Genomic DNA, 24351 nt, shown 5'->3' on the forward strand with positions numbered 1-24351 from the left:
TGGTAGAAGCCACAAGAAACTGTTGGGATGATTGGCTAAAAATACAGCTATGAATAAGCTAAAAACATAGCTAAAAATACAACGGCCTATTTATCCTCAGGCAATTTTTTTCTGTTGCTGATAGCCCTTCAACACTTCATCTCTGAGTACGCTCCAGATTTGCTGATGCAGTTCGACAAAACGTGGATCAGTGCGAATTTCGGCCACATCGCGTGGACGCGGCAGGTCGATCACAAACTCGCCAATCGGATGCGTTCCCGGGCCAGCCGACAACACAATCACACGATCCGACATGGCAATCGCCTCATCCAAATCATGCGTGATAAACAAAACGGCTTTCTTTTTTGCATTCCACAATGCCAGCACTTCGTTTTCCATCAATTGACGGGTCTGGATATCGAGCGCCGAAAATGGCTCATCCATCAAGATGATGTCCGGATCAAGAATCAACGTTTGCGCCAACGCCACCCGCTTGCGCATACCGCCCGATAATTGATGTGGATAACGGTCGCCAAAACCTTGCAAGCCGACTCGCGCCAACCATTCTTCGCCGAGCTTTTTTGCTTCTGCATCTTCCATTCCGCGATACTGCAAACCGGCAATCACATTTTGTAGCGCGCTGCGCCACGGCATTAATGCTTCCGACTGAAACATATAACCAGCGCGTTGATTGATGCTGGTCAACTCTTCGCCAAACACTTTGACGCTGCCGGTAGATGGCTGCAACAAACCCGCGCCAACATTCAGCAAGGTTGACTTGCCGCAACCAGTCGGTCCCACAACCGACACAAACTCACCCGGTGCGATGGACAGAGTCGTATCGGCGACAGCGGTATAACGCTGTGAACGATCATCTTTTGAAATAAAGGTGCAACTAATATTATCCAGAAACAACGCTGGCGTCAGTGGTGCTGTAGTCATAAGAAAAATGGCGCAAGCCGAAAGAATTGCTATAAAAGAAAAGCCGCAAATGCGCAACACAGCGGCACGCCTCAGCGTATTTGAACAAAATAAATCGCCCTGCGTTCCTAGCGGTGCAGGGCGAAATTTGTTCTAAGCGGTAGTCAAAGCTCCGTTAAGCTATGGTCTTTTCGCTTACTTGTATTTGAGATCTGCTTTTTTTACAAACGCATTGGTATAAGTTTTGGACAGATCGATTTTCTTATCAGCCAAGGTCGGATCAAATGTTTGCAACGTGCGTAGCGCAGTCGCTGGGCCGGCTTCAGGGAATACGCCGTCCGGCGAGATTGCCTCACGGACTTTCAAGAAGGCATCAATATACAAGGCGCGATCGCCGAGCAAATAGCTTTCTGGGACGGCTTTAACAATGTCTGACGGACCGGCTTTTTGCAACCATCGCAACGCCCGCACCATGGCGTTGGTCAACGCTTGCGTAGTGTTAGGGTATTTCTTGATGAAATCTGCTGAGGCATACAAGGTCGCCGCTGGCATTGGTCCACCGAATACGGCGTTCGTTTCTTTCATCGTGCGCGTATCGGAAATAATCCGGATTTCATTTTTCTGTTCCATCATCGTGATGAGCGGATCAAGATTGGCGATAGCGTCAATCTGGCCTGAACGTAATGCCGACAATGCACCAGCAGTTGCGCCAACGCCGATATACGATACGTCGGTCGGCTTCAAACCGCCTTTGGCCAATACAAAGTTACTCATCATGCTGGTTGAAGAACCGGGCGCAGTCACGCCGATTTTTTTACCTTTTAGATCAGCAATGGTTTTGTAGTTAGGCATAGTCTTGTTAGAGACCGCCATCACGATTTGCGGTGCCCGGCCTTGCAACACGAAAGCGGTGATGATCTGATTTTTGGCTTGCATGCTGATCGTGTGTTCGAACGCACCCGAGACCACATCTGCACTACCGCCAATCAATGCCTGCAACGCTTTTGCACCACCGGCGAAATCGGAAATCTCTACCGTCAGGCCTTCATCCTTGAAATAGCCAAGTTGATCGGCGACTGTTAATGGCAGGTAATAAAATAAATTTTTGCCGCCTACCGCGATCGATACTTTTGGTTTTTCCAGTGTCTGCGCGAACAATTTACTGTTGAATGTTGCGTAACCAGCCAAGAATAAGCAAAGCGCAATACCGAACTGTTTCCAGTTAAATTTCATGTTGTCTCCTCGTCAATTTTACTTACGACTGTCATCCGTCGATGGATACGACGGACTCGTTCTTATTGTGATTCCGGTAGAAATCTGTCCACATAATACCGCAGGGTGATAGCGGTCACATGCCAAAAAATATGCTGCGGCGCAATATCCGCATCAGGTTATACGCATTAGGTTGCGCGACGATCCAACATCGCGCGGGCGATAGTGCCTGCATCCACGTATTCCAGCTCGCCCCCAACCGGCACGCCACGCGCCAGACGGCTGACTTGCAGACCGCGTGCTTTCATGGTTTCGCTGATGTAATGCGCCGTCGCTTCGCCTTCATTGGTAAAGTTAGTCGCCAATACAACTTCTTTAACCACACCGTTAGTTGCGCGAACAATCAATTTTTCTAACTGCAAATCTTTAGGACCGATACCGTCTAGCGGTGACAAACGGCCCATCAAAACAAAATACAGTCCCTTGAAAGTCAGCGTCTGCTCAATCATTAACTGATCTGTCGGTGTTTCGACAACGCATAGCAATCTGGCGTCGCGCTCGGGATCGAGGCAGACTTCGCACAGTTCGTTTTCAGTGAATGTATTGCACATGGAACAGTGCTGAATTTTCTCGACTGCCTGGACCAGCGCACGGCCGAGCAATGCTGCGCCATCACGGTCATGCTGCAGCAAGTGATATGCCATGCGCTGTGCCGATTTAGGACCGACGCCGGGCAGATGACGCAATGCTTCTGTTAAAAAAGCCAGACTATTAGGGGTTTTCACATCAGACCTTAGAAACCACGATAAATCTTACGGCCCACCGGGGCATAGTGAAGAGTGGGCGGAAAAGGGTCACAAAAATGCTGCAATAATCTGCACCATTGCTGATATTGAAACGATTGCAAAAAACCGACTGTGTGATGCTCCAGCGTTTGCCAGCGAACAAATAAAATATACCGGTTTGGCTGCTCCAGACAACGCTGTAAATCGTGCGAAATACAACCAGGCATGGAGGTGAGAATTTTCTTCGCCTCCATGAAAGCCGTTTCAAACGCGGCTTCCTGTCCTGGAATAATATCTAACGTAGCAACATCAAGAATCATTGCAGAGTTTAAAACGGCAATTTGAAACCAGCTGGCATGCCAGCCGTCAGGCCTGACATTTTTTCTGCTGAAGTTTCTTCTGCCTTACGGACTGCATCGTTGAAAGCCGCTGCAACCAGATCTTCCAGCATATCTTTATCATCTGCCAGCAATGACGGATCGATAGTGACACGCTTGACCGCATTTTTACAGGTCATCAGGACTTTGACGAGACCGCCGCCAGATTCGCCTTCAACTTCGATCAAAGCCAGTTGATCCTGCGCTTTTTTCATATTATCTTGCATCGCTTGTGCTTGCTTCATCAAGCCTGCCAGTTGGCCTTTCATCATGGTATTTCTCCTGTTAAGTTAATCAGTGTCGTGCTTAGGCAAATGCTTAAGTACGGTGTAGTCGTTAATATTATCAATATTGCATTAGGTCGGCAATTTACCAGAACCCGGCTTTATCCGTCTTACGTCAGCGGTTTAATCGATCCCGGCACAATCATTGCGCCGAATTCGCGCACCATGCTTTGAATGAAGGGATCGTTTTTTGCCGTCTCTTCAGCTAGTCGCTGGCGCTCTGCTTGCTCCGCTTGTGCCCTGACGTTGGCGGTGTGGTGCACCACCCCAATTTCTGTTTCGACCCGTACCGGACGCCCAAACCGCTCGGACAATGCCGCAGCCAATTTTTCAACGTTACCGGACAAACGCAAAGTTTCCAGCGGAATCCGCAAATGCGCCTGAATAGTAGGACCGCTGCTATCGAATCGCAGTAATTCGCTTTGCTGCGCGAGTTGATGCGCTACGCCACGGACCGGCAACGTTGCCGCCAACGACGGCCAATTACCATCCCAGTTCAAGGATGCATCAGGAACATAAATAAATGCATCTGCGGGCGCTGGCTGCGATGGTGCCGGTGTATCGATACTGAGCACGGCGATGGGCTTGGCTGGCGCAGACGGTGTACGCATCTCGGTCGGCGGCGCTGTTCGTGCTGCAGGGCGGGCTTCCGAGCGCATTTTTGGCGTACTGTCATAGCCAGAATCAGAAAAATCATCGTCAGGCAAGTCCATCGGCAGCGGAATTTCCTCCTCCCACGGCGGCGGCGATGCACTGGATGCCGACGCTTTTGGTGCTGGTGCAGGCGGTAACTTAACCTCTGGTTTGACGATCTCTGGCTGCGGTCTGACAACCATTGCAGGCTTGCTGACCGGCGCAACGACAGCTACCGGTGCAGGTTGCGCTGCCGGAGTCGCCATCGGACGTTTGCTAGCAACGCCACCGCGGGCAGCGGCTAATGCTGCCATGCGCGGGCTAAGCGTCTCATCTGCACGCGCAACCGGAGCGCTGGCAGAGGCAACTTGCGGAAGACTGCTTAAACGGGCTGCCGGTGGCGATGGCGCTATAGAAGTCGGCGCTCTCTCAGCCATAGACGCTGGTGCGGATGGCCGCGATGGGGCAACTTGACGCGCTTGCACTGGCGCAGCGACGGCATTTTCACCCGGCCCTGAACCTGGCTGCGGCCGAAACGCCAACATACGCAACAATGTCATCGAAAATCCGGCGTACTCATCCGGTGCCAGACCCAACTCATTGCGGCCATGCACCACAATTTGATAAAACAACTGAATTTCTTCTGCATCAAAGGCCGAAGCAAGGCGCATCACGTCTTCGCGCTCCGGCAAATCTTCTGCTAGTGCTGCGGGAACACTTTGGGCCAATGCAATCCGATGTAATAAAGTGCCCAGATCTTGCAACGCTGCACTATAAGACAAGCTGCGAATCGCCATTTCGTCGGCAACGGCCAGTAAACCAGCGCCATCATTCGCCGCCAGAGCATCCAGTACGCGGATCAAATAAGTCTGATCAAGCGATCCCAACATGCCCTGCACTGCTTCCAAAGTTACCTTGCCAGCCGCATACGCAATCGCCTGATCGGTCAACGATAAAGCGTCGCGCATCGAGCCATGCGCACCCTGCGCCAGCAACCGTAAAGCAGGTGTCTCAAAAGCAATTTGTTCCTGCCCAAGGATATTGTCGAGGTGGCTGATGATGTGGCCGGGCGGCATCTGTTTCAGATTAAATTGCAGACAACGCGACAGCACGGTAACGGGGATTTTTTGCGGATCGGTGGTTGCCAGGATGAACTTCACATGTTCGGGCGGCTCTTCCAGCGTTTTCAGCATCGAATTGAAGGCATGATTGGTCAGCATGTGGACTTCATCGATCATGTAGACCTTAAAGCGGGCATTTGATGGCGCGTACACCGCCTGCTCCAGCAACTGGGCCATTTCATCGACGCCGCGATTAGAAGCGGCATCCATTTCAATGTAATCGACAAAACGTCCGGCATCGATCGCTACGCAAGCGTCGCATACGCCGCATGGTTGCGCAGTAATGCCGCCGTTGCCATCGATACCCTGACAATTTAACGCCTTGGCAAGAATCCGCGACAGCGTGGTTTTGCCTACACCACGTGTGCCTGTGAACAGATAAGCATGATGCAAGCGCTGTTGTTCCAGCGCATGTGTCAACGCCCGGACGACGTGTTCCTGACCAACCAGCGTCTCGAAACTTCTTGGGCGATATTTACGGGCAAGGACTTGATATGACATAGGTAGCGGGCGCTCGTTGCTGGCAGTTAAATACAACCAGCATTTTACCTTAGAGGAAGCGCGCATAAGGTTTTTAAGAAAGCTGCCCGAATCTACGGCAAATCACATCATCCGGAGACTGGCACGCAAGCCAAATTCGGTCTACGCTAGCAGCACAATCGTTGCAACTCACCAGCGACAAATACAGTCGTCAGTCAGGAGATTTCCATGCAAGCGTCAACGCCGCAAGCCGAACTACACGCCAACAATCAGGTCCCCGAGCTGACCGACAATAATCTCTACGCCGACGATTCGGTGTTAATGGCCGGGGTACAACGGCACCACGCCGGTTGGCACGCTGCTGAATTAGCGCGCTATGGCGCAGAATTGGGCAGCAAGGAAGTGTGGAATCTTGCCGAATTAGCAAATCGCCACGCGCCAGAATTGCAACGTTACGACCGCGCCGGAAATCGCATCGATGTAGTCGAATTTCATCCTGCCTGGCATACCCTGCTAGGCATGCTGCGGCGCGAGAATTTGCATGCGTTGCCGTGGTCCACACCTAAAACCGGTAGCCATGTAGCGCGTGCAGCAGGCTATTTTTTGCATGCACAGGTTGAATCCGGATCGCTGTGCCCCACCACCATGACCTTCGCCTCAATTCCAGTTCTACAACAGGAACCGGCCTTATTCGCCGCCTTGCAAGCCAAATTGTATGCCTGCGACCACGATAGCCGCGACCTGCCGCTGGCGCAAAAAACCGCCATGCTGATCGGTATGGGGATGACCGAAAAGCAAGGCGGCTCCGACGTGCGCTCCAATACCACGCTGGCGACGCCTATTCCCGGCGGCGGCGGACGCGGTGCGGATTACACGCTAACGGGCCATAAATGGTTTTTTTCCGCGCCGATGTGCGACGCGCACATGGTATTAGCGCGCACAGAGTTGGGGCTGAGTTGTTTTTTTGTACCGCGCTGGCGGCCGGACGGCAGCAAGAATACGTTGCTGGTCCAAAGGTTAAAGGACAAACTCGGCAATCGCTCCAACTCTAGCAGCGAAGTCGAATTTGATGCTGCTTTCGGCATTATGGTCGGCGACGAAGGCCGCGGGATCGCCACCATTATCGAAATGGCAAACCACACCCGGCTTGATTGCGTGATCGGCAGCGCGGCCTTGATGCGTCAGGCGCTGGTGCAAGCGCTGCATTATGCGCGCCATCGCAGTGCTTTCGGCGCAATGCTGGCTGAGCAAGCGCTGATGCAAAATGTCCTGGCCGATCTGGCACTAGAAAGTGAGGCCGCAACGCTGTTGATGCTACAACTCGCCAGCGCTTTCGATGCGCCAAATGATCCTTTACAAAAAGCTTGGCGACGCATCGTTACGCCTGCCGCAAAATTCTGGATATGCAAACGCGCACTGGAATTCACCGGAGAATGCATGGAAATCTGGGGTGGCAACGGCTACGTCGAAACCGGCCCGATGGCGCGTTTTTACCGCGAAGCGCCGGTCAACTCGATCTGGGAAGGCTCCGGCAATGTCATGTGTCTGGACGTCTTGCGCGCCATCACGCGTGAACCGGAAAGTTTTGCATTGTTACTAGAACATCTCAGCAGCATCGCAGCCAGTCATGCCGGTTTAAGCAAAATGGTCGATAGTCTAAAAAATACCCTATCCACTCCACCAGAACAACACGAAAGAATCGCACGCTATTTCGTCCAAAAACTAGTCCTGACGATACAAGCAGCATTGATGGTGCAAACTGCGCCACAAACGATTGCCGATGCCTTTGTCAGCAGCCGTTGCGATGCCGAGAATGGCCGCGTGTACGGCACTTTAAGCAGCTTGATCAGTGCAGAGGCGCAGAAAGAAATCCTGCAAAGGGTTGTGCAATGAGGTCTATCCTCATCGCCACCCTTTTCAGACATTCACATTCAAACAGTGTTTACCAACTGGACTCCATTCCCAGCAAGCCGAGAATTTCACGCCGTAGCTCAACCAAATGAGGATCGTCGCGATGCCGTGGATAAGGCCGGTCAATCACCAGTTCTGCCTTAATGCGGGCCGGACGTTCGCTGAAAACAATCACCCGCGTCGCCAACAATAGCGCCTCTTCCACATCATGCGTCACCAGCAAAGCGGTGAACCCGGCACGCTGCCACAACGCCACCAACTCCCCTTGCATCGTTAGTCGCGTCAACGAATCGAGCTTCCCCAATGGCTCATCCATGATCAACAACTTGGGTTCATTGACCAAAGCACGTGCCAGCGCCGCACGCTGCGCCATGCCGCCAGACAACTGATGCGGATAGGCCTCCGCAAAGCCTGATAAACCAACCAGTTTTAGCGCATCGTCTACCCGATGCCGCAACTTCGGCAACAACCCACGGGCTTCTAATCCCAACGCTGCGTTATCCCAGACGGTGCGCCATGGATATAGCGTCGGGTCCTGAAACACAACTACCCGCGATGGATCTGGGCCATCAATAAGCGCATCATCCACCGTCAGCGCTCCACTGCTAGGCAAATCTAATCCTGCGACCAGTCGCAACAACGTTGATTTTCCGCAACCGCTCGGACCCAGCAGCGCGACAAATTCACCCGCCTCAGCCGTAAAGCTGACTTGGTCCAGCACCGGCAACGCGCTGCCTTTCAACTGGAAATGATGATTGACATTGCGCACCGCCAGCTTCACGCCTGCGGATGGCGTTACTTGCGATGGCTGCGCGTTGGTGGCGCGCGTTTCTACTTCTTCAAGTACCGCTGAAGCTACCATTTAACCGCTCCTTTTTGCCAAGCCAACGTCCGATCTCGCACCACGAAAAGCAACGTAATAATGCTGGAAAAAACCACAGCCATCACCAGCAATAATGCATACATGTTGGCGTAAGCGGCCCACCCCTGTGCCCATTGCAGATACCATCCCAAACCGGCCTTCACGCCCAACATCTCGGCCACAACCAGCACAGAAAAAGAGGCACCCAAGCCCATGAACAGACCGACGAACACACTCGGCATCGCGGCAGGCACTGCTACTTTCAGAATCAAGAAACGGCTTTTTGCACCCAGCGTGCGGGCGACATCGTAATAAGCGCTATCCACAGCCGCCACACCGGACCAAGTCAATACCGTGACCGGGAACCAGGTTGCCAGTGCAATCAGAAAAGTGCTGGCGCTGCTGCTAGATGGAAAAGCAAAAAAGGCGAACGGCAACCACGCTGTAGCAGGCAACGGTCCCAGCAAACGCAATACCGGATGGACCCAATAACCAACCGCCTGCGACCAGCCAATCGAGACTCCGGTAACGAAACCTGCAATAGCGCCCAGCAGGTAACCGGTCGCCAGCAAGCGCAACGAATACAACAGGCTGATGCCGATGCGCGACCAGTCATCAACAAATACTTCCAGCAACGCTTGCGGTGGGGCAAAAAATGGCACCGGCAGCCAGGCTAGCTTAGCCGTAACCAATTCCCACGCAATCAGCAGCACCGCCAACACCACCAGCCATGGCGCGGTGCGTTGCAATCGATGCAAGCGTGCGCCGGGGACCAGCAATCGCCGTCCGAAAAGACCGAGTAAACCGAATACCGCGCCGCCCGCCGTCAGCAACCACGCTAATTCGATGGTCTGCGGCCATTCATCTGCGGCATCCGGCCAGAAAGCAACTACGCCAGCGGCCAAAAACCACGCCAATGCGGCGACTACCCCACCAATCCAGAAAAATGGCTCCTCTAGTTTAGTGCGGGCGAATAGTGAAGATGGCTGCGTGTGATGATCTAATGAATATTCCGTACTAGCTAAGGACATTGGCATACACACGCTCCGCAAATTTACTTGGATCGGTACTTGGTTTCAGGACAGAAACCAGTTTGAGTTCTTCTGCATAGAGTCTCAGTTCGGTTTTAAAATCGGAACCGACCGGATTGTGACCGTGGGTGTGGCTTTGCAACATGGCGGTGACTTCTTCTGGGGTTGCCTTGGCAAATTTCGCAAATGCTTTTGCGGCAGCTTCCGGCTGCATGCTGGTACGCATTTGCGCTTCCAGCAGCGCTTGAGTGAGCGCACGTGCAGTTGGTTTATCTTCACGAATCAGACTGCCACGAATGCCGATGACGCAGCAAGCACGGTTTTTATACTCGCCGGATAAGTTGGTGGCGATTTCTACTAAATTTGTATCTTTAGTGGATAGAAACAATCTTGGATCGCCATCGGCAATGGCCTGCGCTTCGCCTTTTTGCAAAGCAATTTTTAGCAAATCGGGCGGAAATTGACGCCATTCGACATCTTTGACTGGGTCGATGCCGCGCTTGGCTAACATGATGGCGAAGAAATTTTTAGCCGGACTCGCCATGTCGCTGACGCCGATGGTTTTGCCGCGTAGCTGGGCCAGATCGGTAAGGCCGCTGGCTTTGCTGCTGACTAGTCGCAAGCAGCCGCCACGGGTACCGCCGGTTAGTTTGACATCGAAACCTTGCTCCAGAGGTTTCAGCCAGCGCAGCGCCATGCCTACGCCTGCATCGGCTTTGCGAGTGGCGATCGCTTCGAGTAATTGTTCGGTTGATCCGCCAAAATTGATCAATTCTACGTTGAGATTATGTTTGGTGAAAATGCCTTCTTGGAGGGCCAGGGCAACTGGTGCGAGGCAGGGCGCGGTGGCGTTCCACGCCAGTTTGATGGCTTTGGGTGGCGTGGTTGCGACAGGTGGTGCATCGGCGGCGTAGGCAGATGAGCCGAACACATCGAATATGGAGCGCGCGCTGGCGTTGGTGCGGCAGATGTCGTCTGTTGGTCTTGTGGAGAATCCGAGGAAGCCGAGTGGTGCAGCGACGGCTGCTGCTCCGGCTACACCGAAGCGGCGCAATAGCTTACGTCGTGCGATAAGCTTTAATTCGTCACGCAGATATTCTTGGTCCTGACTCACAGTTTCTCCCTATTCGGCTCGATGAAACGCTTGCTGCGGTTGCAGTTAGCGATGATGTTGGTTTTGTTTGATGGCGTTGGTAACGCTAGCAATGTGAGCCGATTATTGATGCATATATATTATTTTCAAAATAATATTTCTGTGCTTGCTAATAGGGAAATTGGAGTTTTTGAGGAGGCTCCCCTTGGCTGCCGGGGGAAGACTGGATGATGCATATTAATATGCGGAAATATTTTTTAGGATCAGGGGATTGGTGGTGGTTTAAGTTCGATTAGTTGTTGATTAAAACGGGCTTTTCTTCGTGGATGCAAGCCCGTGTCATTGAGACTGTAAAAGAATTTGAGGCTGTAAATAATTCTGTGTAACCACCCACCCTCAACTCAACTAAAATACCGATTCGCAACATACGGCAACCCAAGATTATCCCTCAAAGTCTTCCCCTCGTACTCAGTACGAAACAACCCCCTACGCTGCAATTCCGGCACAACCAAATCCACAAAATCCTCAATCCCAACCGGCGCAGAAGAAAACATAATATTAAATCCATCAGCAGCACCGCCAGTAAACCATTCCTCAAAATCATCCGCAATAGTCTGCGGCGTACCAACCAAAACCCGATGCCCTCCTCCAGTAAATTTCTTGTACAACTCCCGCACAGTCGGCTGCTCTCTCCGTATCCAGTCAACCAACAATTTCTGCCGACTTTTATGGGAGTTAGTCACCGGAACCTCATCCGGCAGCGGCACCAAATCATCCAACGAATACGCCGAAAAATCGATCCCCAAACTAGCGTATTGCGACAACGACCGCAACGTCAGCACCGGATCCCGATAACGTAATAGCTGATCATATTTATCCTCAGCCTCACTCTGCGTGCGACCAACAATCGGCGACACCCCCGGCATAATTTTGCAATGCTCCGGCGCACGGCCATACTTCACAACGCGTGACTTAATATCAGCGTAAAACAACCGTGCCTGCGCGATATCCTGTTCCGCGGTATACAACATCTCACCCACACGGGCTGCGATCTCTTTGCCGTCTTCCGACGAGCCAGCCTGGGCAATCACCGGATAACCCTGAACCGGACGCGGCGCGTTCAGCGGACCTCTTACAGAAAAATGCTTACCCTTATGATTCAGCTCGCGCATTTTGGCAACATCAAGCCAAACCCCAGTTTCTTTATTCTGCACAAACGCATCGTCCGCCCAGCTATCCCACAACCCGGTAACTACGTCATAAAATTCATTAGCCCGCGCATATCGATCAGCATGATCCAAATGCGCATCGAGATTAAAATTCTCACCGCCTCCGGTAGATGTCACCAAATTCCAACCCGCCCTACCGCCACTTAAATGATCAAGCGAGGCGAACTTTCGGGCGACGTTAAATGGCTCGTTATAACTGGTACTGACCGAAGCAATCAAACCAATATTGCGCGTCACCAATGCCAGTGCTGGCAAAATAACCATCGGATCCCAGCGCGGCGTTTGCGCACCATGCGCCAGCAGGATCGGGTCCGTTGGGGTAATCACGTTATCAAAGAAAAACAGCGCATCGAATTTGCCGCGTTCCAACGTTTGCGCGTATGACTGATAACGCGCAAAATCCTGCACCGCATCGTTCGCCACGTCGGGATGTCGCCAACTGTCACCAGTGACGCCGGAACCGCTCATGTAAGCAGCTAATTTAATTTTCGGTTTTTGCACAGACATAATAATTTCTCGATGAACTGAATCTAAAGCTAAAGGAAACAAGTGCGGATACGGCCTACACCAAATGACAGGCAACTAATCGCGTTGCACTGATCGGACGCAAAACCGGCGCTTCGGTTTTGCAGCGGTCTGTCGCGTAAGGACAGCGAGGATGAAATTTGCAGCCACCGGGCGGATGCAACGGGCTAGGCAGATCGCCTTGCAAGACGACATGTTTACGCTTATGTGCCAATCGAGGATTGGTCGACGGCACCGCCGCCAGCAACGCACGGGTGTAAGGATGTAGTGGTTCCTGCCACAGGCTTTGGCGATCAGCCTGTTCGACCACGCTGCCCAAATACATCACCGCAACCCGATCCGCCAAATGTTTGACCACCGACAAATCGTGCGAAATAAATAGGTAAGAAACACCGAATTCTTCGCGCAGGTCCAACAGCAAATTCAGCACCTGCGCACGAATCGAGACATCCAGCGCCGATACCGCCTCATCGCAAATAATCAATTCAGGACGCAACATCAGCGCACGTGCAATGCCAATCCGCTGACGCTGTCCGCCAGAAAATTCGTCGGGATAACGTTGCGCCATCTCGGGCCGCAAACCGACCCGCGCCATTGTCGATGCAACCAGTTCCTTGCGTTCGCTTGCATTCCCGCGTCGATGCACGATCAATGGTTCTTCCAATATGCGGCCAACAGTCGAACGCGGATTAAGCGAGGCCACCGGATCTTGAAATACCATCTGCATACGGGCGCGTTGTTGCAGCCGATCATTCGGCGAGACCGTATTCAAATCAACGCCATCGAATGCAATGGCGCCAGCACTAATCGGCAGTAATTGCATTGCGGCCTTGCCCAGCGTTGATTTACCGCAGCCGCTTTCACCGACCAGGCCGAGCGTCTCCGCACGCGCCACTTGCAAATCAACGCTATCAAGTGCATGGACAACCTGACGACCGGTCGTAAATTTCTTGCTGACACCCTGTAGATGTAAAAGTGGCTGGGTCATGCGTATTTAAGCTCCGGTTCCAAGACGTCGAAACCAATCATCGGCGCTGCATAGCAGGCGACTTTACGCCCATCTGGGCCAGACTCCGGCCATTCCAATAAGCGTGGTGAGGTTTGTAGACAGGATGACGTAGCTTGTGAGCAGCGCGGTGCAAAAGCGCAGCCGCGTGGCATGTCTAGCAAAGACGGCACGGTCCCTGCGATTTCTGGCAGACGATGACCCGGCTGTGCGTCTTCAATTTGCAATGAAGCTAGCAAACCTTGCGTGTATGGGTGCCACGGATCGTCAAAAATACGTTGTACTGTGCCCTCTTCCACCACTTTCCCGGCGTACATAATTGCCGCCCGATCCGCGACTTCCGCAACCACGCCCAGATCATGCGTGATCAAGATAATGCCCATCCCCATTTGTTGCTGGATACGTTTGATCAATGCCAGAATTTGCGCTTGAGTGGTGACGTCTAGTGCCGTCGTCGGCTCATCTGCGATTAGCAAATCCGGTTCGCACGCCAGCGCCATCGCAATCACAACCCGTTGCCGCATGCCGCCGGACAAACGGTGCGGAAACTCATTTGCACGTTGACGCGGGGAGGAAATTTGTACCAAATCCAACAGCGCAATCGCCCGTTCCCAAGCCTGCTTACGGCTTAACGGTTGATGCAGGCGAATAGCTTCTGCAATCTGACTGCCTATCGTGAATACAGGATTAAGCGCCGTCATCGGTTCCTGAAAAATCATTGCAATCCGATTGCCACGATAACGCTGCATTTCAAGCGCATCAAGTTTCAATAAATCGACGCCATCAAACAATACCTGCCCGCCTACGATGCGTCCTGCCGGGGCCGGGATCAATTTCAAGATGGAATAGGCAGTGACGGATTTGCCGCTGCCGCTTTCGCCGACCAACGCCAGCGTTTCTCCGCGCGCAACTTTCAGATCCACGCCATCGACCGCTTTTGCGATACCGGCGCGGCTATAAAACCAAGTCTGAAGACCTTTAATTTCGAGTAGCGACATGCGGCTCCTTAGCGTTCCCGCAAGCGCGGATTGAAGGCGTCATTGAAACTTTCGCCTAGCAGATTAAAGCCCAATACCGCCACCATGATCGCGAGACCGGGGAAGCCACAGATGTACCAGGCGTCGATTAATTGTTCACGGCCACCGCCGATGATGGTGCCCCAACTCATCACATTGGGATCGCCCAATCCCAGAAACGCCAGCGCCGCTTCTGTTTGAATGGCGCTTGCCACGGTCATGGTGGAGAGCACGATGACCGGCGGAAGTGCGTTTGGCAATATCTGCGTAAAAATCAGACGTATATCGCTCATGCCCATGGCCCGTCCTGCCAGCACAAATTCGCGTTCACGCAAGCTCATGAATTGCGCTCGCACCAACCGTGCTGTGGCCGGCCATGACACGATGCCGATTGACAGCACGATGGTAGCGACCGACGGTTTGAAGATCGCCACCAGCACGACAGCCAAGACGAAATTGGGAATCGTTTGAAAGATTTCAGTCAGGCGCATCAGTACGTTATCGCATTTGCCGCCGTAATAGCCGCCCAAAGCGCCGATAGTGATCCCGCATACGGCAGCGATCGTGGCGCTGACCAATCCGATCAGCAACGAGACCCGTGCGCCAGATACAATGCCGCTGGCAAGATCGCGCCCCATGATATCCGTGCCAAGCAGATAATGACTATCCTCACCCGGCCACAATAGCGGCGAAGCCACCATATCCCAGGGGCTATCGCGGTAAAACCAAGGACCGATAATCGCAATCGACAGCAACGCCAACAAGCATGCAATGCCGAGCAGCGCCGATCGATTGCGGCTTAATTGATATAGAAATTCCCAGCGTTGTGACTTCATGTCTGACGATTTCCGAGTTCGACACGCGGGTCTAGCAAGCGATACACGATATCCACAAGCACATTAATTAACGTCACCAAAATCGCACTGAGAAAAAGTATTCCCAGCAGCAAATTTAAGTCTCTGGCGATGATCGCTTCAAATGCCAGCCGCCCCAATCCCGGCCAGCCGAATACCGATTCAACCAATACCGCGCCGCTGAGCATCGCAGCAACTTGCAGCCCTAGCATAGTCACCATAGGCAGCAGCGCATTTCTGAGAGCATGGACCAGCACCACCCGCGATTCGGACGCCCCTTTGGCGCGGGCAGTACGAACAAAATCCGCACCGTAAAGCTCCAGCATTGCCGCGCGTGTCAATCGCGTATACACAGCTAGATAAAAGGTCGAAAGCGTCAATGCAGGCAAAATTAAATGCGCTGCGACATCACGAATATGCGCCCAGCCGGTGTACTGTTTATCGAGTGAAATCATACCGCCCGAAGGTAGCCAACCCAGCTTGGCCGAAAACAGCACAATCGCCATCAAGCCAAACCAGAACGTCGGCATTGCGTGCGATAACAGCACAAACACCGAGATCAAATTATCCACTGCCGTGCGTACTCTGGACGCCGCCAACACGCCTAAAGCGCACCCTACGCCCAGTGCGATGACCAACGCTGCGACCATTAATAAAATAGTTGCAGGTAAGCGGCCCATGACCAGTTCCAATACCGGCATATTTTGCCGAAACGAGAAACCCAGATTGAATTGCACCAAATTGCTCAGATAGCGATAAAACTGAATATATACCGCTTGATCCAGACCAAAAGAACGCCGTAATTCGGCCATATATTCCGGTGATGAACCACCTGCATCGCCAGCAAGTACATCGACTACATCGCCGGGCGCAAGCTGCAAAATCAGAAAATTCAGGCAAGCAATTCCGATCACGACCGGAATCACTTGTAGCAAGCGACGCCAGATAAACGACAGTGTTTCTGAGGTCATGGCGGCGTCAAAAATACATCCGAGAACGAGGCAAACAAACCATCCCCCTGCGGGTTGACTTTATGCATTCTGGCGGTGGAGACATTCACCCAGGTTAGCTCGACCAGATCGAGGATCGGTAAATCTTCTTGCGCAATCTCTTGCCACTGGCGGAACAGCTCTTTGCGCTTGCCGTCATCAGCCTCTTTGCCTGCCGCTTCCATGATGCGATCAAGCGTTGGATTGGAATAGCCGGAACCATTGGTCCATGGCGCTTTGACGATATTTTTAGTCCAATAAAGTCGCTGCACGCCTAAGGTTGGGTCTGGCAGCATGTGCAAACTCGATACCATCAAATCGTAATCGACATCCGTGAAAATACGGCGCAAATAAGTTGCCGCATCGCTGCTGCGCAATTCGATCTGTATCCCGACTTTGCCGAGATATTGTTTGATGAACTGGCAGGCGCGTTCTTCTTCCAGCGAACTTGCGCCATAGTCGAGCGTGACTTTAAGACGTATGCCATCAGCACCGCGTTTCAATCCGGCTGCATCTAATAACTGCTCCGCTTTTTTAGGATCATAAGGATATTGCTTGGTTTGGCCGTTGTAATATTTTTTTACCGAAGATGGAATCGGACCCGTGGCCGGTTTGCCATAGCCGCGCCAGACCAGCCGCACCAACGCCTCTCTGTCAATTGCATGCAACGCTGCCTGACGCACGCGTTTGTCCGACAAATTTGGCCTGCGCACATTGAACTGCAGCAGAAAAATCGACGATAAAAATTTACCTTCATCGAGATTAATTTTGTATTTTTTGCGATCGGCAAAACGCGTTAGATTGGGAATCGGAATAGATGTTACCGCTAACTGTATTTCACCAGCTTCTAGCGCGACGGTTCTGGCCGCTGCATCGGGAATGAAACGGATGACAATGCCGTCCAGATAAGGGCGACCCGGATCCCAATAGTTTGCATTGCGTTCCAATCGTACATGGCTGCCGCGCTGCCATTCTTTGAAAACAAAAGGCCCCGTGCCTATCGGCGCTGCGTTCGCCGGATTGGTCAAAATGTCCGTACCGTCATAAATATGCTTGGGCAGTATTTGCGAGCCGTAAGTATTGATGTAAGAGAAAATATATTGCGCTGGCGCTGATAAATGCAGGATCACCGTGTGACGATCTGGAGTGTCGACTTTGTTGACGTTGGCGTACACCGCACGGCCAAATGGATGCAGTACTTTCCACACTTTAAGCAACGTAAATTCAACGTCTGCTGAAGTAAAATCTTTGCCATCATGCCATTTCACGTTTTCACGCAAAACAAAGCGAATCGTCAAACCATCAGGACTGACCGTCCAGGATTTAGCTAGCGCTGGAACGGGGTTCAGGCCGCCGTCGTAAGTGACTAAGCCTTCCAGTATCTTGCTCGATACCATGCCAATCTGCATCGTGGAATTGAAGGCAGAGACCAGCGTAGTCGGTTCGCTGGGAATCGTCATATTCAGAATGCCACCTTTGACTGGCGCTGGCTGAGGTAACGCCTGCGCGCCGCTAATGCCTGGCACCCCCATTCCCATTGCGGCCAATATGCCGAGGTTACCCGCACCCACTAATAAATCACGACGCTTCATTCCATTCCCTTTAATTTTTATTGATGCTGTGTATTGCGTCGCTGATGTGCACCATGTGCGTATTTTTTCCTCGGGAAAATCGCGCTGGCGCACAGTCATTGAAATACGCATTGCATGACTGATGACTGATGCTTGATAGCGATAGGTGTGATTTTTGGCAAAAAGATAGTGCGATTCGCACTCACACCAAGAGGGTCATTGTAGGAAGCGCAACAAGCATTCTCAAACGAATGAATTCGCGTTTGCTAATACTAAGGGCGCATGTAGAGAAGGTTCGACGCATCATCACGGTAAAGATTGCTTATGCAGTTTTCAACTTAATAAAGTCGATTATCTTCTTTGGAAATAAATCGACCGGGTTCGTATACTTGCTATCCGGATGGCCTTAGCGATTTTTCCTCGGCATCAAACAAAGCACATTAATAAGCGTTTCCCGTGGTCCAAAGTGCGCCAGATCGGGAGCACTTTTTTAAGTAAATAAAGAAGGAAGTCGGAATGATTATCGTGATCGGTGCTGGGGTTATTGGCGCGTCTGTTGCGTATCGGCTCGCCAGCGCTGGTGCTGCGGTCACGTTGCTGGATGCGGGTCGCATCGGCGGCGGTACATCCAGCACAAGTTTTGCCTGGGTCAATTCGCATCATAAGACACCGCGTGCATACCACGATCTCAATTTCGCGGGGATGCAGGCGCATCGCGAGTTGCGAGAGGTTTTCGGCGATGCACCGTGGTGGCATGGCGGCGGAACGATTGAATGGGAAGGCGGCACTGAGGACGACCATATTAAATATCGTCAAAAGGTGGCCTTGCTACAGTCTTGGGACTACGCCGCAGAATGGCTGGACCATCGACAGTTACTGGCGTTGGAGCCGGATATCGATCTGACAGCAGTCGGTGATGCGCCGGTGGCGTATTTTCCTGATGATGGCTGGATCGATCCCGTGGTTTATTGTCAGGCGCTTATCTCTGCGGCAAAAAAATTTGGCGCTAAGGTTAAGCTGAACACACGCGTTAGCAGCCTTACTATGACGCGACAGCGCGTGACCGGCACGGTAACCGAGGATGGCACAACGCATGCAGCGGATATGGTCATTAACTGCACGGGACGCTGGGCGGATCAAACCAGCTTCCCAACTTCCCTGCGCGTACCGCTAGCGCCCTCAGCAGGGTTGATGGTATTTACACCTCCGGTTGCGAGCAATGTCAGCCGGGTTATTTTTTCACCGAACGTGCATATCCGCCCGGACGGTGCAGGCCGGTTATTAATTTGCCGCAACGATCTGGATCTGAGTCTGTCTTCGGGGACGACGCCATCGATCGATAGTCCACAAGTAAGTGCATTGCTGCAAGCCGCGACCAAGGTCTTACCGGCGTTGGCTGGCGTTGAGGCCGAGGCGGTACGAGTGGGTATTCGCGCCATCCCCGCAGATCAATTTCCGGCGATTGGACCGATACCAGACGTCGATGGTTATTACGTCGCCGTCACGCATAGCGGAGTGACACTCGCGCCGTATATCGGGCTAGCAGTAGCGGATGAACTATTAAATAAAGCTATCCGGTCAGAATTGGAAAGCTTTCGGCCCAGCCGATTTGCAAGCCAATCACGTTAAACAATTCGATTGAAATAACATCACTACAGAAAGTATTTATGGCAAGAATAAATCACGTCAATCGCGACACATTAGACGATGAACGCCGTCAGGCCTACGACGATGAAATCGCACGCGTCGGTTTGGTCACCAACATGAAGCAGACGATTTTGCATTCGCTCGCGGCGCATCAGGCCTATCACGGCTCTTACCTCATCAAGGCGGAGCTGATTAAGTTGCTGGGAAAGCGCGGGTTTAGCATCTATGCGCATGCAATCTCATCAGCCTCTGCTTGCCTGTTATGTTCAACCTTTTTCCGTCGCCAACTCGCCGCAGAAAATATTTCTCCGGCCGATTTTAATCCGACCGAGGAAGAGCAATTGCTAATCGATGTCGGCAGCACCATCGGCGGCCGTGCCACTGCACTGGATGAGGATTTGTGGCGCAGGCTAAAAGAACGCTATGACGAAACAGCCATCGTGAATTTGATCGCGTTCGGCGGGACGATGGTGGCAACGAATATATTCAACAGCATTCTGGAAGTCGAGTTAGACGACTATCTGCTGGACCAGTAATTGTTAACTTCAAATAGCGTTCGCTGATGGCAACGCTCTGAAAAAAGGAAGTAAAGATGTCTACGTGTAAGAAAACATATTACGGTGTGTCGGTCGGGATTCTGATGGTGAAGACCCATTTCCGTCGTTATCTGGGTGATATTGGCCATGCTGGAACTTGGCCGTTCCCGGTGCAATATCGGATTGTGGAGGATGCGGTCCCTGCCAAGATGACGGATCTCCATAATGTCAGTTTGCTAGAGCCATTCAAAAAAGCGGCGCAAGAATTGATCGATGCTGGCGTCGATGGGATCACGACTACCTGCGGCTTTCTGTCGATTTATCAAAAGGAGTTGACCGACTTTTGCGGCATACCGGTGGCGACCAGCAGTTTGCTGCAAGTGCCGATGGTGGCGCGCATTATTGCATCGAATAAGAAGGTAGGCATCTTGACCTACAACAGCGAATCGCTCGGCGGAAAGTATCTGGAAGCCGTCGACATTGCGCCGGATACGCCGGTATATGGCATGCCACAGGATTCGGAATTTGTACGCTCGATTCGCGAAGGAGATGATTCGGTCCCGTATGCGGTGCTGCGTCGGGAAGTGCTGGATTTGACTGCGCGCATGTTGCGTGAAAATCCAAGCATTGGCGCTATCGTTTCGGAGTGTACTAATCTCGCGCCATTTACTGCGGATATTCGTAAGCGTGCGCTCAAAACCGTCTATACCTAATCCTCAAATGTCCGCATGATTGCGTTGGAGGGTACAAATCGATTGTGCCCACAACTTCAAATTATGGACACAAATATTGAGTCGGTTACTCCCTCTAAGCGCAGTGGTTATCGGCAACATTCGATTGATTTCAAACGCATGGTGGTCGAACAATCCTTGATGGCTGGGGCCTCGGTGTCGCGGGTGGCGCGGGCCCACGATGTGAATGCGAACCAGGTATTTACCTGGCGTAAATTGTTTCGTGCAGGAGCCTATGAGATTGCCTCAGGCAAGTCCGTCAAATTGCTGCCAGTAGTTCTTGGCGACCCTCGGCAACCATCCCCTGCCAAGCCAGTCTTCACCACGGCCGTTACACCGACCGGCGTGATGGTCCTGGAAATAGGTAAGGCGCGACTTCGAGTCGAGGGCGTGGTGGATCCGTCTATGCTTTCCATGGTGCTGGCCCGGTTGCTGGCATGATCGGTTTGCCAGCAGGAACGCGGATCTGGATCGCAGCAGGCGTGACCGATATGCGTTGCGGTTTTAATGGGTTGGCAGCCAAGGTGCAAACGGCATTGGCCGATGACCCGTTTAGCGGTCACGTCTTCGTGTTTCGTGGCCGACGTGGCGATATTTTGAAGATCTTGTGGTGGACCGGCGACGGGCTGTGTCTGCTGGCCAAACGGCTGGAACGCGGCCGCTTCATCTGGCCGCAGGCAAGCGAAGGCGCGGTTTGTCTGTCGCAAGCGCAACTGTCAATGTTGCTGGAAGGGATCGATTGGCGACGTCCCGAGCGCACGCAACGGCCCCTGTCAGGCTTGTAAACATCGACGTCATTCGGTAAACTACGGGCATGTCAACGCCGCCCCACCTTCCCGACGATATCAGCGCTTTAAAAGCGATGATTACCGATCGTGATGCGGTCATTGCGTTGCACGGGGAAACGGTGGCGCAGCTACAGGACGCACTGTCCTCACATCGCATCGAAATCGAACACCTCAAGCTCTTCATCGCCAAACTCAAACGGCTGCAGTTCGGCCGCAAATCCGAGAAGCTGGACCGGCAAATTGAACAACTCGAATTACGGTTAGAAGATTTGCAGACAGAAGAAAGTGACGTTGCCAGCGCTGCCCCGGCAACGAAGCCAGTGCGTCCGAAGATACCACGCAAACCGCTACCGCCCCATTTGCCCCGGGACGAGAAGATCTATACGCCAGAGCATGCCGCCTGCCCCGATTGCGGTGGCGATTTGCGTCATCTCGGCAGTGACGTTGCCGAGCAACTTGAATTCGTCCCGGCCAGCTTTCGGGTCATCCGGCATGTGCGTCCCAAACTCGCTTGCACCTGCTGCGACTGCATCGTCCAGGCGCCGGCACCCAGCCGTCCGATTGCACGCGGTCTGGCGGGGCCCGGATTACTCGCCCATATTCTGGTGAGCAAGTTCGCTGATCATCTTCCGCTCTACCGGCAATCGGTCATCTATGCCCGGGAAGGTGTGGAACTGGATCGGGGATTATTGGCAGACTGGGTCGGTGCTGCCAGCAGCCTGCTGCGACCGCTGGTCGATGCGGTACGCCGTCATGTGATGGCAACGACCAAATTACATGCCGACGACACCCCGATCCCGGTACTGGCACCCGGCAATGGCAAGACCAAAACAGCCAGACTGTGGACGTATGTCCGCGACGACCGGCCATCGGGATCAACCGATGCCCCGGCAGTCTGGTTCGCTTACACGCCGGACCGCAAAGGTATCCATCCTCAGACCCATCTGGCGAAATTCGCCGGCGTTCTGCAGGCCGATGCGTATGCCGGATTCAACGCGATTTATGCAACCGGTCGTGTACAGGAGGCTGCGTGCTGGGCGCACGCGCGACGCAAATTCTTCGACTTGCATGCAGCACGGGCCTCGCCAATCACCACTGAAGCCTTGCGCCGCATCGGCGCATTGTATGAGATCGAAGCAAGCATACGTGGCAAACCGCCACAGGTAAGACAGGCAGTGCGCCAGGCGCAGTCGCGCCCGCTCATTGATGCGTTGGAAAGCTGGCTGCGGGCAAGTTTGTTGACGCTGTCGCGCAAATCCGATACTACTGCGGCGATCCTGTACGCCCTCAATTTATGGCCAGCATTAACCCGCTATTGCGACGATGGCAGCATCGAGATCGATAATTCGGCCGCCGAACGCGCATTGCGCGGTATCGCCATTGGACGACGTAATTATCTGTTTGCAGGCTCCGACAATGGCGGCGAACGTGCCGCCGCTATCTACTCGCTCATTGGGACGGCTAAACTCAATGGCGTCGATCCGGCAGCATGGTTGCGCTACGTCCTGACGCATATTGCCGATCATCCCGTCAATCAAATTGATGACTTCCTGCCTTGGAATCTGGCATCTAGGCTGGCGATCATATCTGCGCCAAAGCAATAGCCGCTGAAATGCGGGGCTGTCAATACGGCCTTTGAACGACGCTTACGGATATTCAGGCGACATTCGGTTTGCCAATTTACGACACGGTATCTTTGGTCAATTGGTTTCACGCAGGCTTACGACCACGGCGTTATGCGCCGGAATAATGGTATAAAAAAAGCGTGTTCACCACGCTTTTTTTTGCCAATAAATTACCAGGCGGGAATCACTGCACCATTAAACTTACTAATGATGAATTGTTTGACGGAATCCGATTCAAATATCTTAATGAAACGCTGAATCCGTGGATCATCTTTTCGATCAGCGCGCGCCGCCCAGATGATCGCCCACTGCGAAGTCTTGTCTTCCAGCAGCAATGCATCCTTTGGATTCAGCCCAGCCAGAACACCTTTATTAAGCGTGATCACACCTGCATCGATATCAGTCAAAACACGCGGCAACTGAACTTCATCGAGCAATACAATCTTTAACTTTTTAGGATTCTCGGCGATATCGGTGACGCTGGCATTTAAACCGGTGTTGAGCTTGAGTTTAATCAAGCCAGCTTTTTGCAATAAATACAGCGCACGTGCTTCATTTGCAGGGTCATTCGGAATACCGATTTTTGCGCCTTGCGGAAAGCTTTGTATCGAAGTGTGCTTTACAGAATAAATACCCGCAGGGGCGACAAAGCTAGGCTTGATCGAGACGATCTTATAGCCCCGCGACGCGTTTTGCTTTTCCATGTAAGGCACATGCTGAAAGTTATTCAGATCAATGTCGCCTGACTGCGTTGCTTCGTTAATCTGCGTCGGCTCGGTGAACTCAATCACCTTCACCGGAAAGCCCTGCGCATTGGCAAGCTTTGCTGCTTCTTGCAAAAAATCACTGAATGGTCCGGGCGATGCGCCAACGCGTAAAGGCGCGTCTGCGGCATGAACGATAGAAACTGAAAAAGCAAGTGCGGCAACGATCAACGTCTTGCGCAATAATCCGGATGTAAACACTTTCTATGCCGTCCATTTTTGTTTGAAAATTAATTCTAACAGTGGAGGTAGTGAATTATTAACGTCGTTTTTTGCACTTGAATATGCGGATTTTGAGCGTGACTTTATTTATGGGTTTTACTCCCCTATTTTTGAAGAAATGAAACTTTCACCATGCAACAAACAGAGATAAAAATATTA

The 24351-nt window shown here is 52.5% G+C and carries 23 protein-coding genes; 7 read left to right on the forward strand and 16 right to left on the reverse strand.

Features of this window, described 5'->3' with window-relative positions; all coding sequences use genetic code 11:
- Nucleotides 1-96: 96 nt before the first annotated feature.
- From C7W93_RS09700 to C7W93_RS09725, 6 genes are all read right to left on the reverse strand, one after another.
- Complete coding sequence (locus C7W93_RS09700) at nt 97-906, reverse strand: ABC transporter ATP-binding protein (RefSeq protein ID WP_108440575.1); 810 nt, start codon at nt 904-906, stop codon at nt 97-99.
- A gap of 189 nt (nt 907-1095) precedes the next feature.
- Complete coding sequence (locus C7W93_RS09705; RefSeq protein WP_108439826.1) at nt 1096-2133, reverse strand: ABC transporter substrate-binding protein; 1038 nt, start codon at nt 2131-2133, stop codon at nt 1096-1098.
- Nucleotides 2134-2300: 167 nt separating this feature from the next.
- On the reverse strand, nt 2301-2897 hold the full coding sequence (recR, locus tag C7W93_RS09710; protein ID WP_108439827.1) for a recombination mediator RecR: 597 nt from the start codon (nt 2895-2897) through the stop codon (nt 2301-2303).
- An 8-nt stretch (nt 2898-2905) separates the two neighbouring features.
- The gene (locus C7W93_RS09715) at nt 2906-3217 is read right to left on the reverse strand and encodes an antibiotic biosynthesis monooxygenase (protein WP_108439828.1); all 312 of its coding nucleotides are present in this window, start codon (nt 3215-3217) and stop codon (nt 2906-2908) included.
- Nucleotides 3218-3225: 8 nt separating this feature from the next.
- Nucleotides 3226-3546, reverse strand: a complete 321-nt coding sequence (locus C7W93_RS09720) for a YbaB/EbfC family nucleoid-associated protein (RefSeq protein WP_108439829.1) — start codon at nt 3544-3546, stop codon at nt 3226-3228.
- Between the two features lie 122 nt (nt 3547-3668).
- Entirely contained in the window at nt 3669-5813 is a 2145-nt protein-coding gene (locus tag C7W93_RS09725; protein WP_108439830.1) for a DNA polymerase III subunit gamma/tau, read from the reverse strand.
- A 207-nt stretch (nt 5814-6020) separates the two neighbouring features.
- On the opposite strand from C7W93_RS09725, the gene C7W93_RS09730 reads away from it, so the two are divergent.
- The gene (locus C7W93_RS09730) at nt 6021-7685 is read left to right on the forward strand and encodes an isovaleryl-CoA dehydrogenase (RefSeq protein ID WP_108439831.1); all 1665 of its coding nucleotides are present in this window, start codon (nt 6021-6023) and stop codon (nt 7683-7685) included.
- A 49-nt stretch (nt 7686-7734) separates the two neighbouring features.
- Here C7W93_RS09730 and C7W93_RS09735 read toward each other — a convergent pair whose 3' ends face one another.
- The 9 genes from C7W93_RS09735 to C7W93_RS09775 form a co-directional block, all read right to left on the reverse strand.
- Nucleotides 7735-8565, reverse strand: a complete 831-nt coding sequence (locus tag C7W93_RS09735) for an ABC transporter ATP-binding protein (protein WP_108439832.1) — start codon at nt 8563-8565, stop codon at nt 7735-7737.
- Nucleotides 8559-9596, reverse strand: coding sequence for an ABC transporter permease (locus tag C7W93_RS09740; RefSeq protein WP_108440577.1), 1038 nt, complete (start codon nt 9594-9596; stop codon nt 8559-8561). Before C7W93_RS09740 ends, C7W93_RS09735 begins: the two co-directional genes overlap by 7 nt.
- Nucleotides 9583-10710, reverse strand: coding sequence for an ABC transporter substrate-binding protein (locus C7W93_RS09745; RefSeq protein ID WP_225869792.1), 1128 nt, complete (start codon nt 10708-10710; stop codon nt 9583-9585). The genes C7W93_RS09740 and C7W93_RS09745 overlap by 14 nt, the downstream gene beginning before the upstream one ends.
- A gap of 380 nt (nt 10711-11090) precedes the next feature.
- On the reverse strand, nt 11091-12425 hold the full coding sequence (locus C7W93_RS09750; protein ID WP_108439833.1) for an LLM class flavin-dependent oxidoreductase: 1335 nt from the start codon (nt 12423-12425) through the stop codon (nt 11091-11093).
- Between the two features lie 55 nt (nt 12426-12480).
- Nucleotides 12481-13431: an ABC transporter ATP-binding protein gene (locus C7W93_RS09755; protein ID WP_108439834.1), complete on the reverse strand. Its 951-nt coding sequence runs from the start codon at nt 13429-13431 to the stop codon at nt 12481-12483.
- Nucleotides 13428-14447: an ABC transporter ATP-binding protein gene (locus C7W93_RS09760; RefSeq protein ID WP_108439835.1), complete on the reverse strand. Its 1020-nt coding sequence runs from the start codon at nt 14445-14447 to the stop codon at nt 13428-13430. Before C7W93_RS09760 ends, C7W93_RS09755 begins: the two co-directional genes overlap by 4 nt.
- Nucleotides 14448-14455: 8 nt before the next feature.
- Complete coding sequence (locus C7W93_RS09765) at nt 14456-15301, reverse strand: ABC transporter permease (protein ID WP_108439836.1); 846 nt, start codon at nt 15299-15301, stop codon at nt 14456-14458.
- A complete protein-coding gene (locus C7W93_RS09770; RefSeq protein WP_108439837.1) occupies nt 15298-16290 on the reverse strand; it encodes an ABC transporter permease in 993 nt (330 codons plus the stop codon). Before C7W93_RS09770 ends, C7W93_RS09765 begins: the two co-directional genes overlap by 4 nt.
- A complete protein-coding gene (locus C7W93_RS09775) occupies nt 16287-17900 on the reverse strand; it encodes an ABC transporter substrate-binding protein (RefSeq protein WP_161539912.1) in 1614 nt (537 codons plus the stop codon). The genes C7W93_RS09770 and C7W93_RS09775 overlap by 4 nt, the downstream gene beginning before the upstream one ends.
- Before the next feature lie 495 nt (nt 17901-18395).
- Here C7W93_RS09775 and C7W93_RS09780 point away from each other — a divergent pair, with 495 nt between their 5' ends.
- The 6 genes from C7W93_RS09780 to C7W93_RS09805 all read left to right on the forward strand — a co-directional run bounded on the left by C7W93_RS09780 (nt 18396) and on the right by C7W93_RS09805 (nt 23185).
- Nucleotides 18396-19508 carry an FAD-binding oxidoreductase gene (locus tag C7W93_RS09780; RefSeq protein WP_108439839.1) on the forward strand — a complete coding sequence of 371 codons (1113 nt, stop codon included), beginning with the start codon at nt 18396-18398 and terminating at the stop codon, nt 19506-19508.
- A 38-nt stretch (nt 19509-19546) separates the two neighbouring features.
- Nucleotides 19547-20062, forward strand: coding sequence for a hypothetical protein (locus C7W93_RS09785; RefSeq protein WP_108439840.1), 516 nt, complete (start codon nt 19547-19549; stop codon nt 20060-20062).
- A gap of 56 nt (nt 20063-20118) precedes the next feature.
- Nucleotides 20119-20775 (forward strand): aspartate/glutamate racemase family protein, encoded by a 657-nt coding sequence (locus C7W93_RS09790; protein WP_108439841.1) that lies wholly within the window; start codon nt 20119-20121, stop codon nt 20773-20775.
- 63 nt (nt 20776-20838) lie between these two features.
- Nucleotides 20839-21234, forward strand: coding sequence for a transposase (locus C7W93_RS09795; protein ID WP_161539841.1), 396 nt, complete (start codon nt 20839-20841; stop codon nt 21232-21234).
- Entirely contained in the window at nt 21231-21578 is a 348-nt protein-coding gene (tnpB, locus tag C7W93_RS09800) for an IS66 family insertion sequence element accessory protein TnpB (protein ID WP_108438191.1), read from the forward strand. Before C7W93_RS09795 ends, tnpB begins: the two co-directional genes overlap by 4 nt.
- A 29-nt stretch (nt 21579-21607) precedes the next feature.
- On the forward strand, nt 21608-23185 hold the full coding sequence (locus C7W93_RS09805) for an IS66 family transposase (protein WP_108438190.1): 1578 nt from the start codon (nt 21608-21610) through the stop codon (nt 23183-23185).
- 191 nt (nt 23186-23376) lie between these two features.
- Here C7W93_RS09805 and C7W93_RS09810 read toward each other — a convergent pair whose 3' ends face one another.
- Complete coding sequence (locus tag C7W93_RS09810) at nt 23377-24171, reverse strand: MetQ/NlpA family ABC transporter substrate-binding protein (RefSeq protein ID WP_108439842.1); 795 nt, start codon at nt 24169-24171, stop codon at nt 23377-23379.
- Nucleotides 24172-24351: the final 180 nt, after the last annotated feature.

The organism is Glaciimonas sp. PCH181, from assembly GCF_003056055.1.
Lineage (GTDB): Bacteria > Pseudomonadota > Gammaproteobacteria > Burkholderiales > Burkholderiaceae_D > Glaciimonas.

Bases quoted from the DNA above. Each gene is read 5' to 3' on its own strand.
- C7W93_RS09705 (WP_108439826.1), bottom strand. From the start codon at position 2,133: ATGAAATTTAACTGGAAACAGTTCGGTATTGCGCTTTGCTTATTCTTG.
- C7W93_RS09715 (WP_108439828.1), bottom strand. From the start codon at position 3,217: ATGATTCTTGATGTTGCTACGTTAGATATTATTCCAGGACAGGAAGCC.
- C7W93_RS09720 (WP_108439829.1), bottom strand. From the start codon at position 3,546: ATGATGAAAGGCCAACTGGCAGGCTTGATGAAGCAAGCACAAGCGATG.
- C7W93_RS09725 (WP_108439830.1), bottom strand. From the start codon at position 5,813: ATGTCATATCAAGTCCTTGCCCGTAAATATCGCCCAAGAAGTTTCGAG.
- C7W93_RS09730 (WP_108439831.1), top strand. From the start codon at position 6,021: ATGCAAGCGTCAACGCCGCAAGCCGAACTACACGCCAACAATCAGGTC.
- C7W93_RS09735 (WP_108439832.1), bottom strand. From the start codon at position 8,565: ATGGTAGCTTCAGCGGTACTTGAAGAAGTAGAAACGCGCGCCACCAAC.
- C7W93_RS09740 (WP_108440577.1), bottom strand. From the start codon at position 9,596: ATGTCCTTAGCTAGTACGGAATATTCATTAGATCATCACACGCAGCCA.
- C7W93_RS09750 (WP_108439833.1), bottom strand. From the start codon at position 12,425: ATGTCTGTGCAAAAACCGAAAATTAAATTAGCTGCTTACATGAGCGGT.
- C7W93_RS09755 (WP_108439834.1), bottom strand. From the start codon at position 13,431: ATGACCCAGCCACTTTTACATCTACAGGGTGTCAGCAAGAAATTTACG.
- C7W93_RS09760 (WP_108439835.1), bottom strand. From the start codon at position 14,447: ATGTCGCTACTCGAAATTAAAGGTCTTCAGACTTGGTTTTATAGCCGC.
- C7W93_RS09765 (WP_108439836.1), bottom strand. From the start codon at position 15,301: ATGAAGTCACAACGCTGGGAATTTCTATATCAATTAAGCCGCAATCGA.
- C7W93_RS09770 (WP_108439837.1), bottom strand. From the start codon at position 16,290: ATGACCTCAGAAACACTGTCGTTTATCTGGCGTCGCTTGCTACAAGTG.
- C7W93_RS09775 (WP_161539912.1), bottom strand. From the start codon at position 17,900: ATGAAGCGTCGTGATTTATTAGTGGGTGCGGGTAACCTCGGCATATTG.
- C7W93_RS09780 (WP_108439839.1), top strand. From the start codon at position 18,396: ATGATTATCGTGATCGGTGCTGGGGTTATTGGCGCGTCTGTTGCGTAT.
- C7W93_RS09785 (WP_108439840.1), top strand. From the start codon at position 19,547: ATGGCAAGAATAAATCACGTCAATCGCGACACATTAGACGATGAACGC.
- C7W93_RS09790 (WP_108439841.1), top strand. From the start codon at position 20,119: ATGTCTACGTGTAAGAAAACATATTACGGTGTGTCGGTCGGGATTCTG.
- C7W93_RS09795 (WP_161539841.1), top strand. From the start codon at position 20,839: ATGGACACAAATATTGAGTCGGTTACTCCCTCTAAGCGCAGTGGTTAT.
- tnpB (WP_108438191.1), top strand. From the start codon at position 21,231: ATGATCGGTTTGCCAGCAGGAACGCGGATCTGGATCGCAGCAGGCGTG.
- C7W93_RS09805 (WP_108438190.1), top strand. From the start codon at position 21,608: ATGTCAACGCCGCCCCACCTTCCCGACGATATCAGCGCTTTAAAAGCG.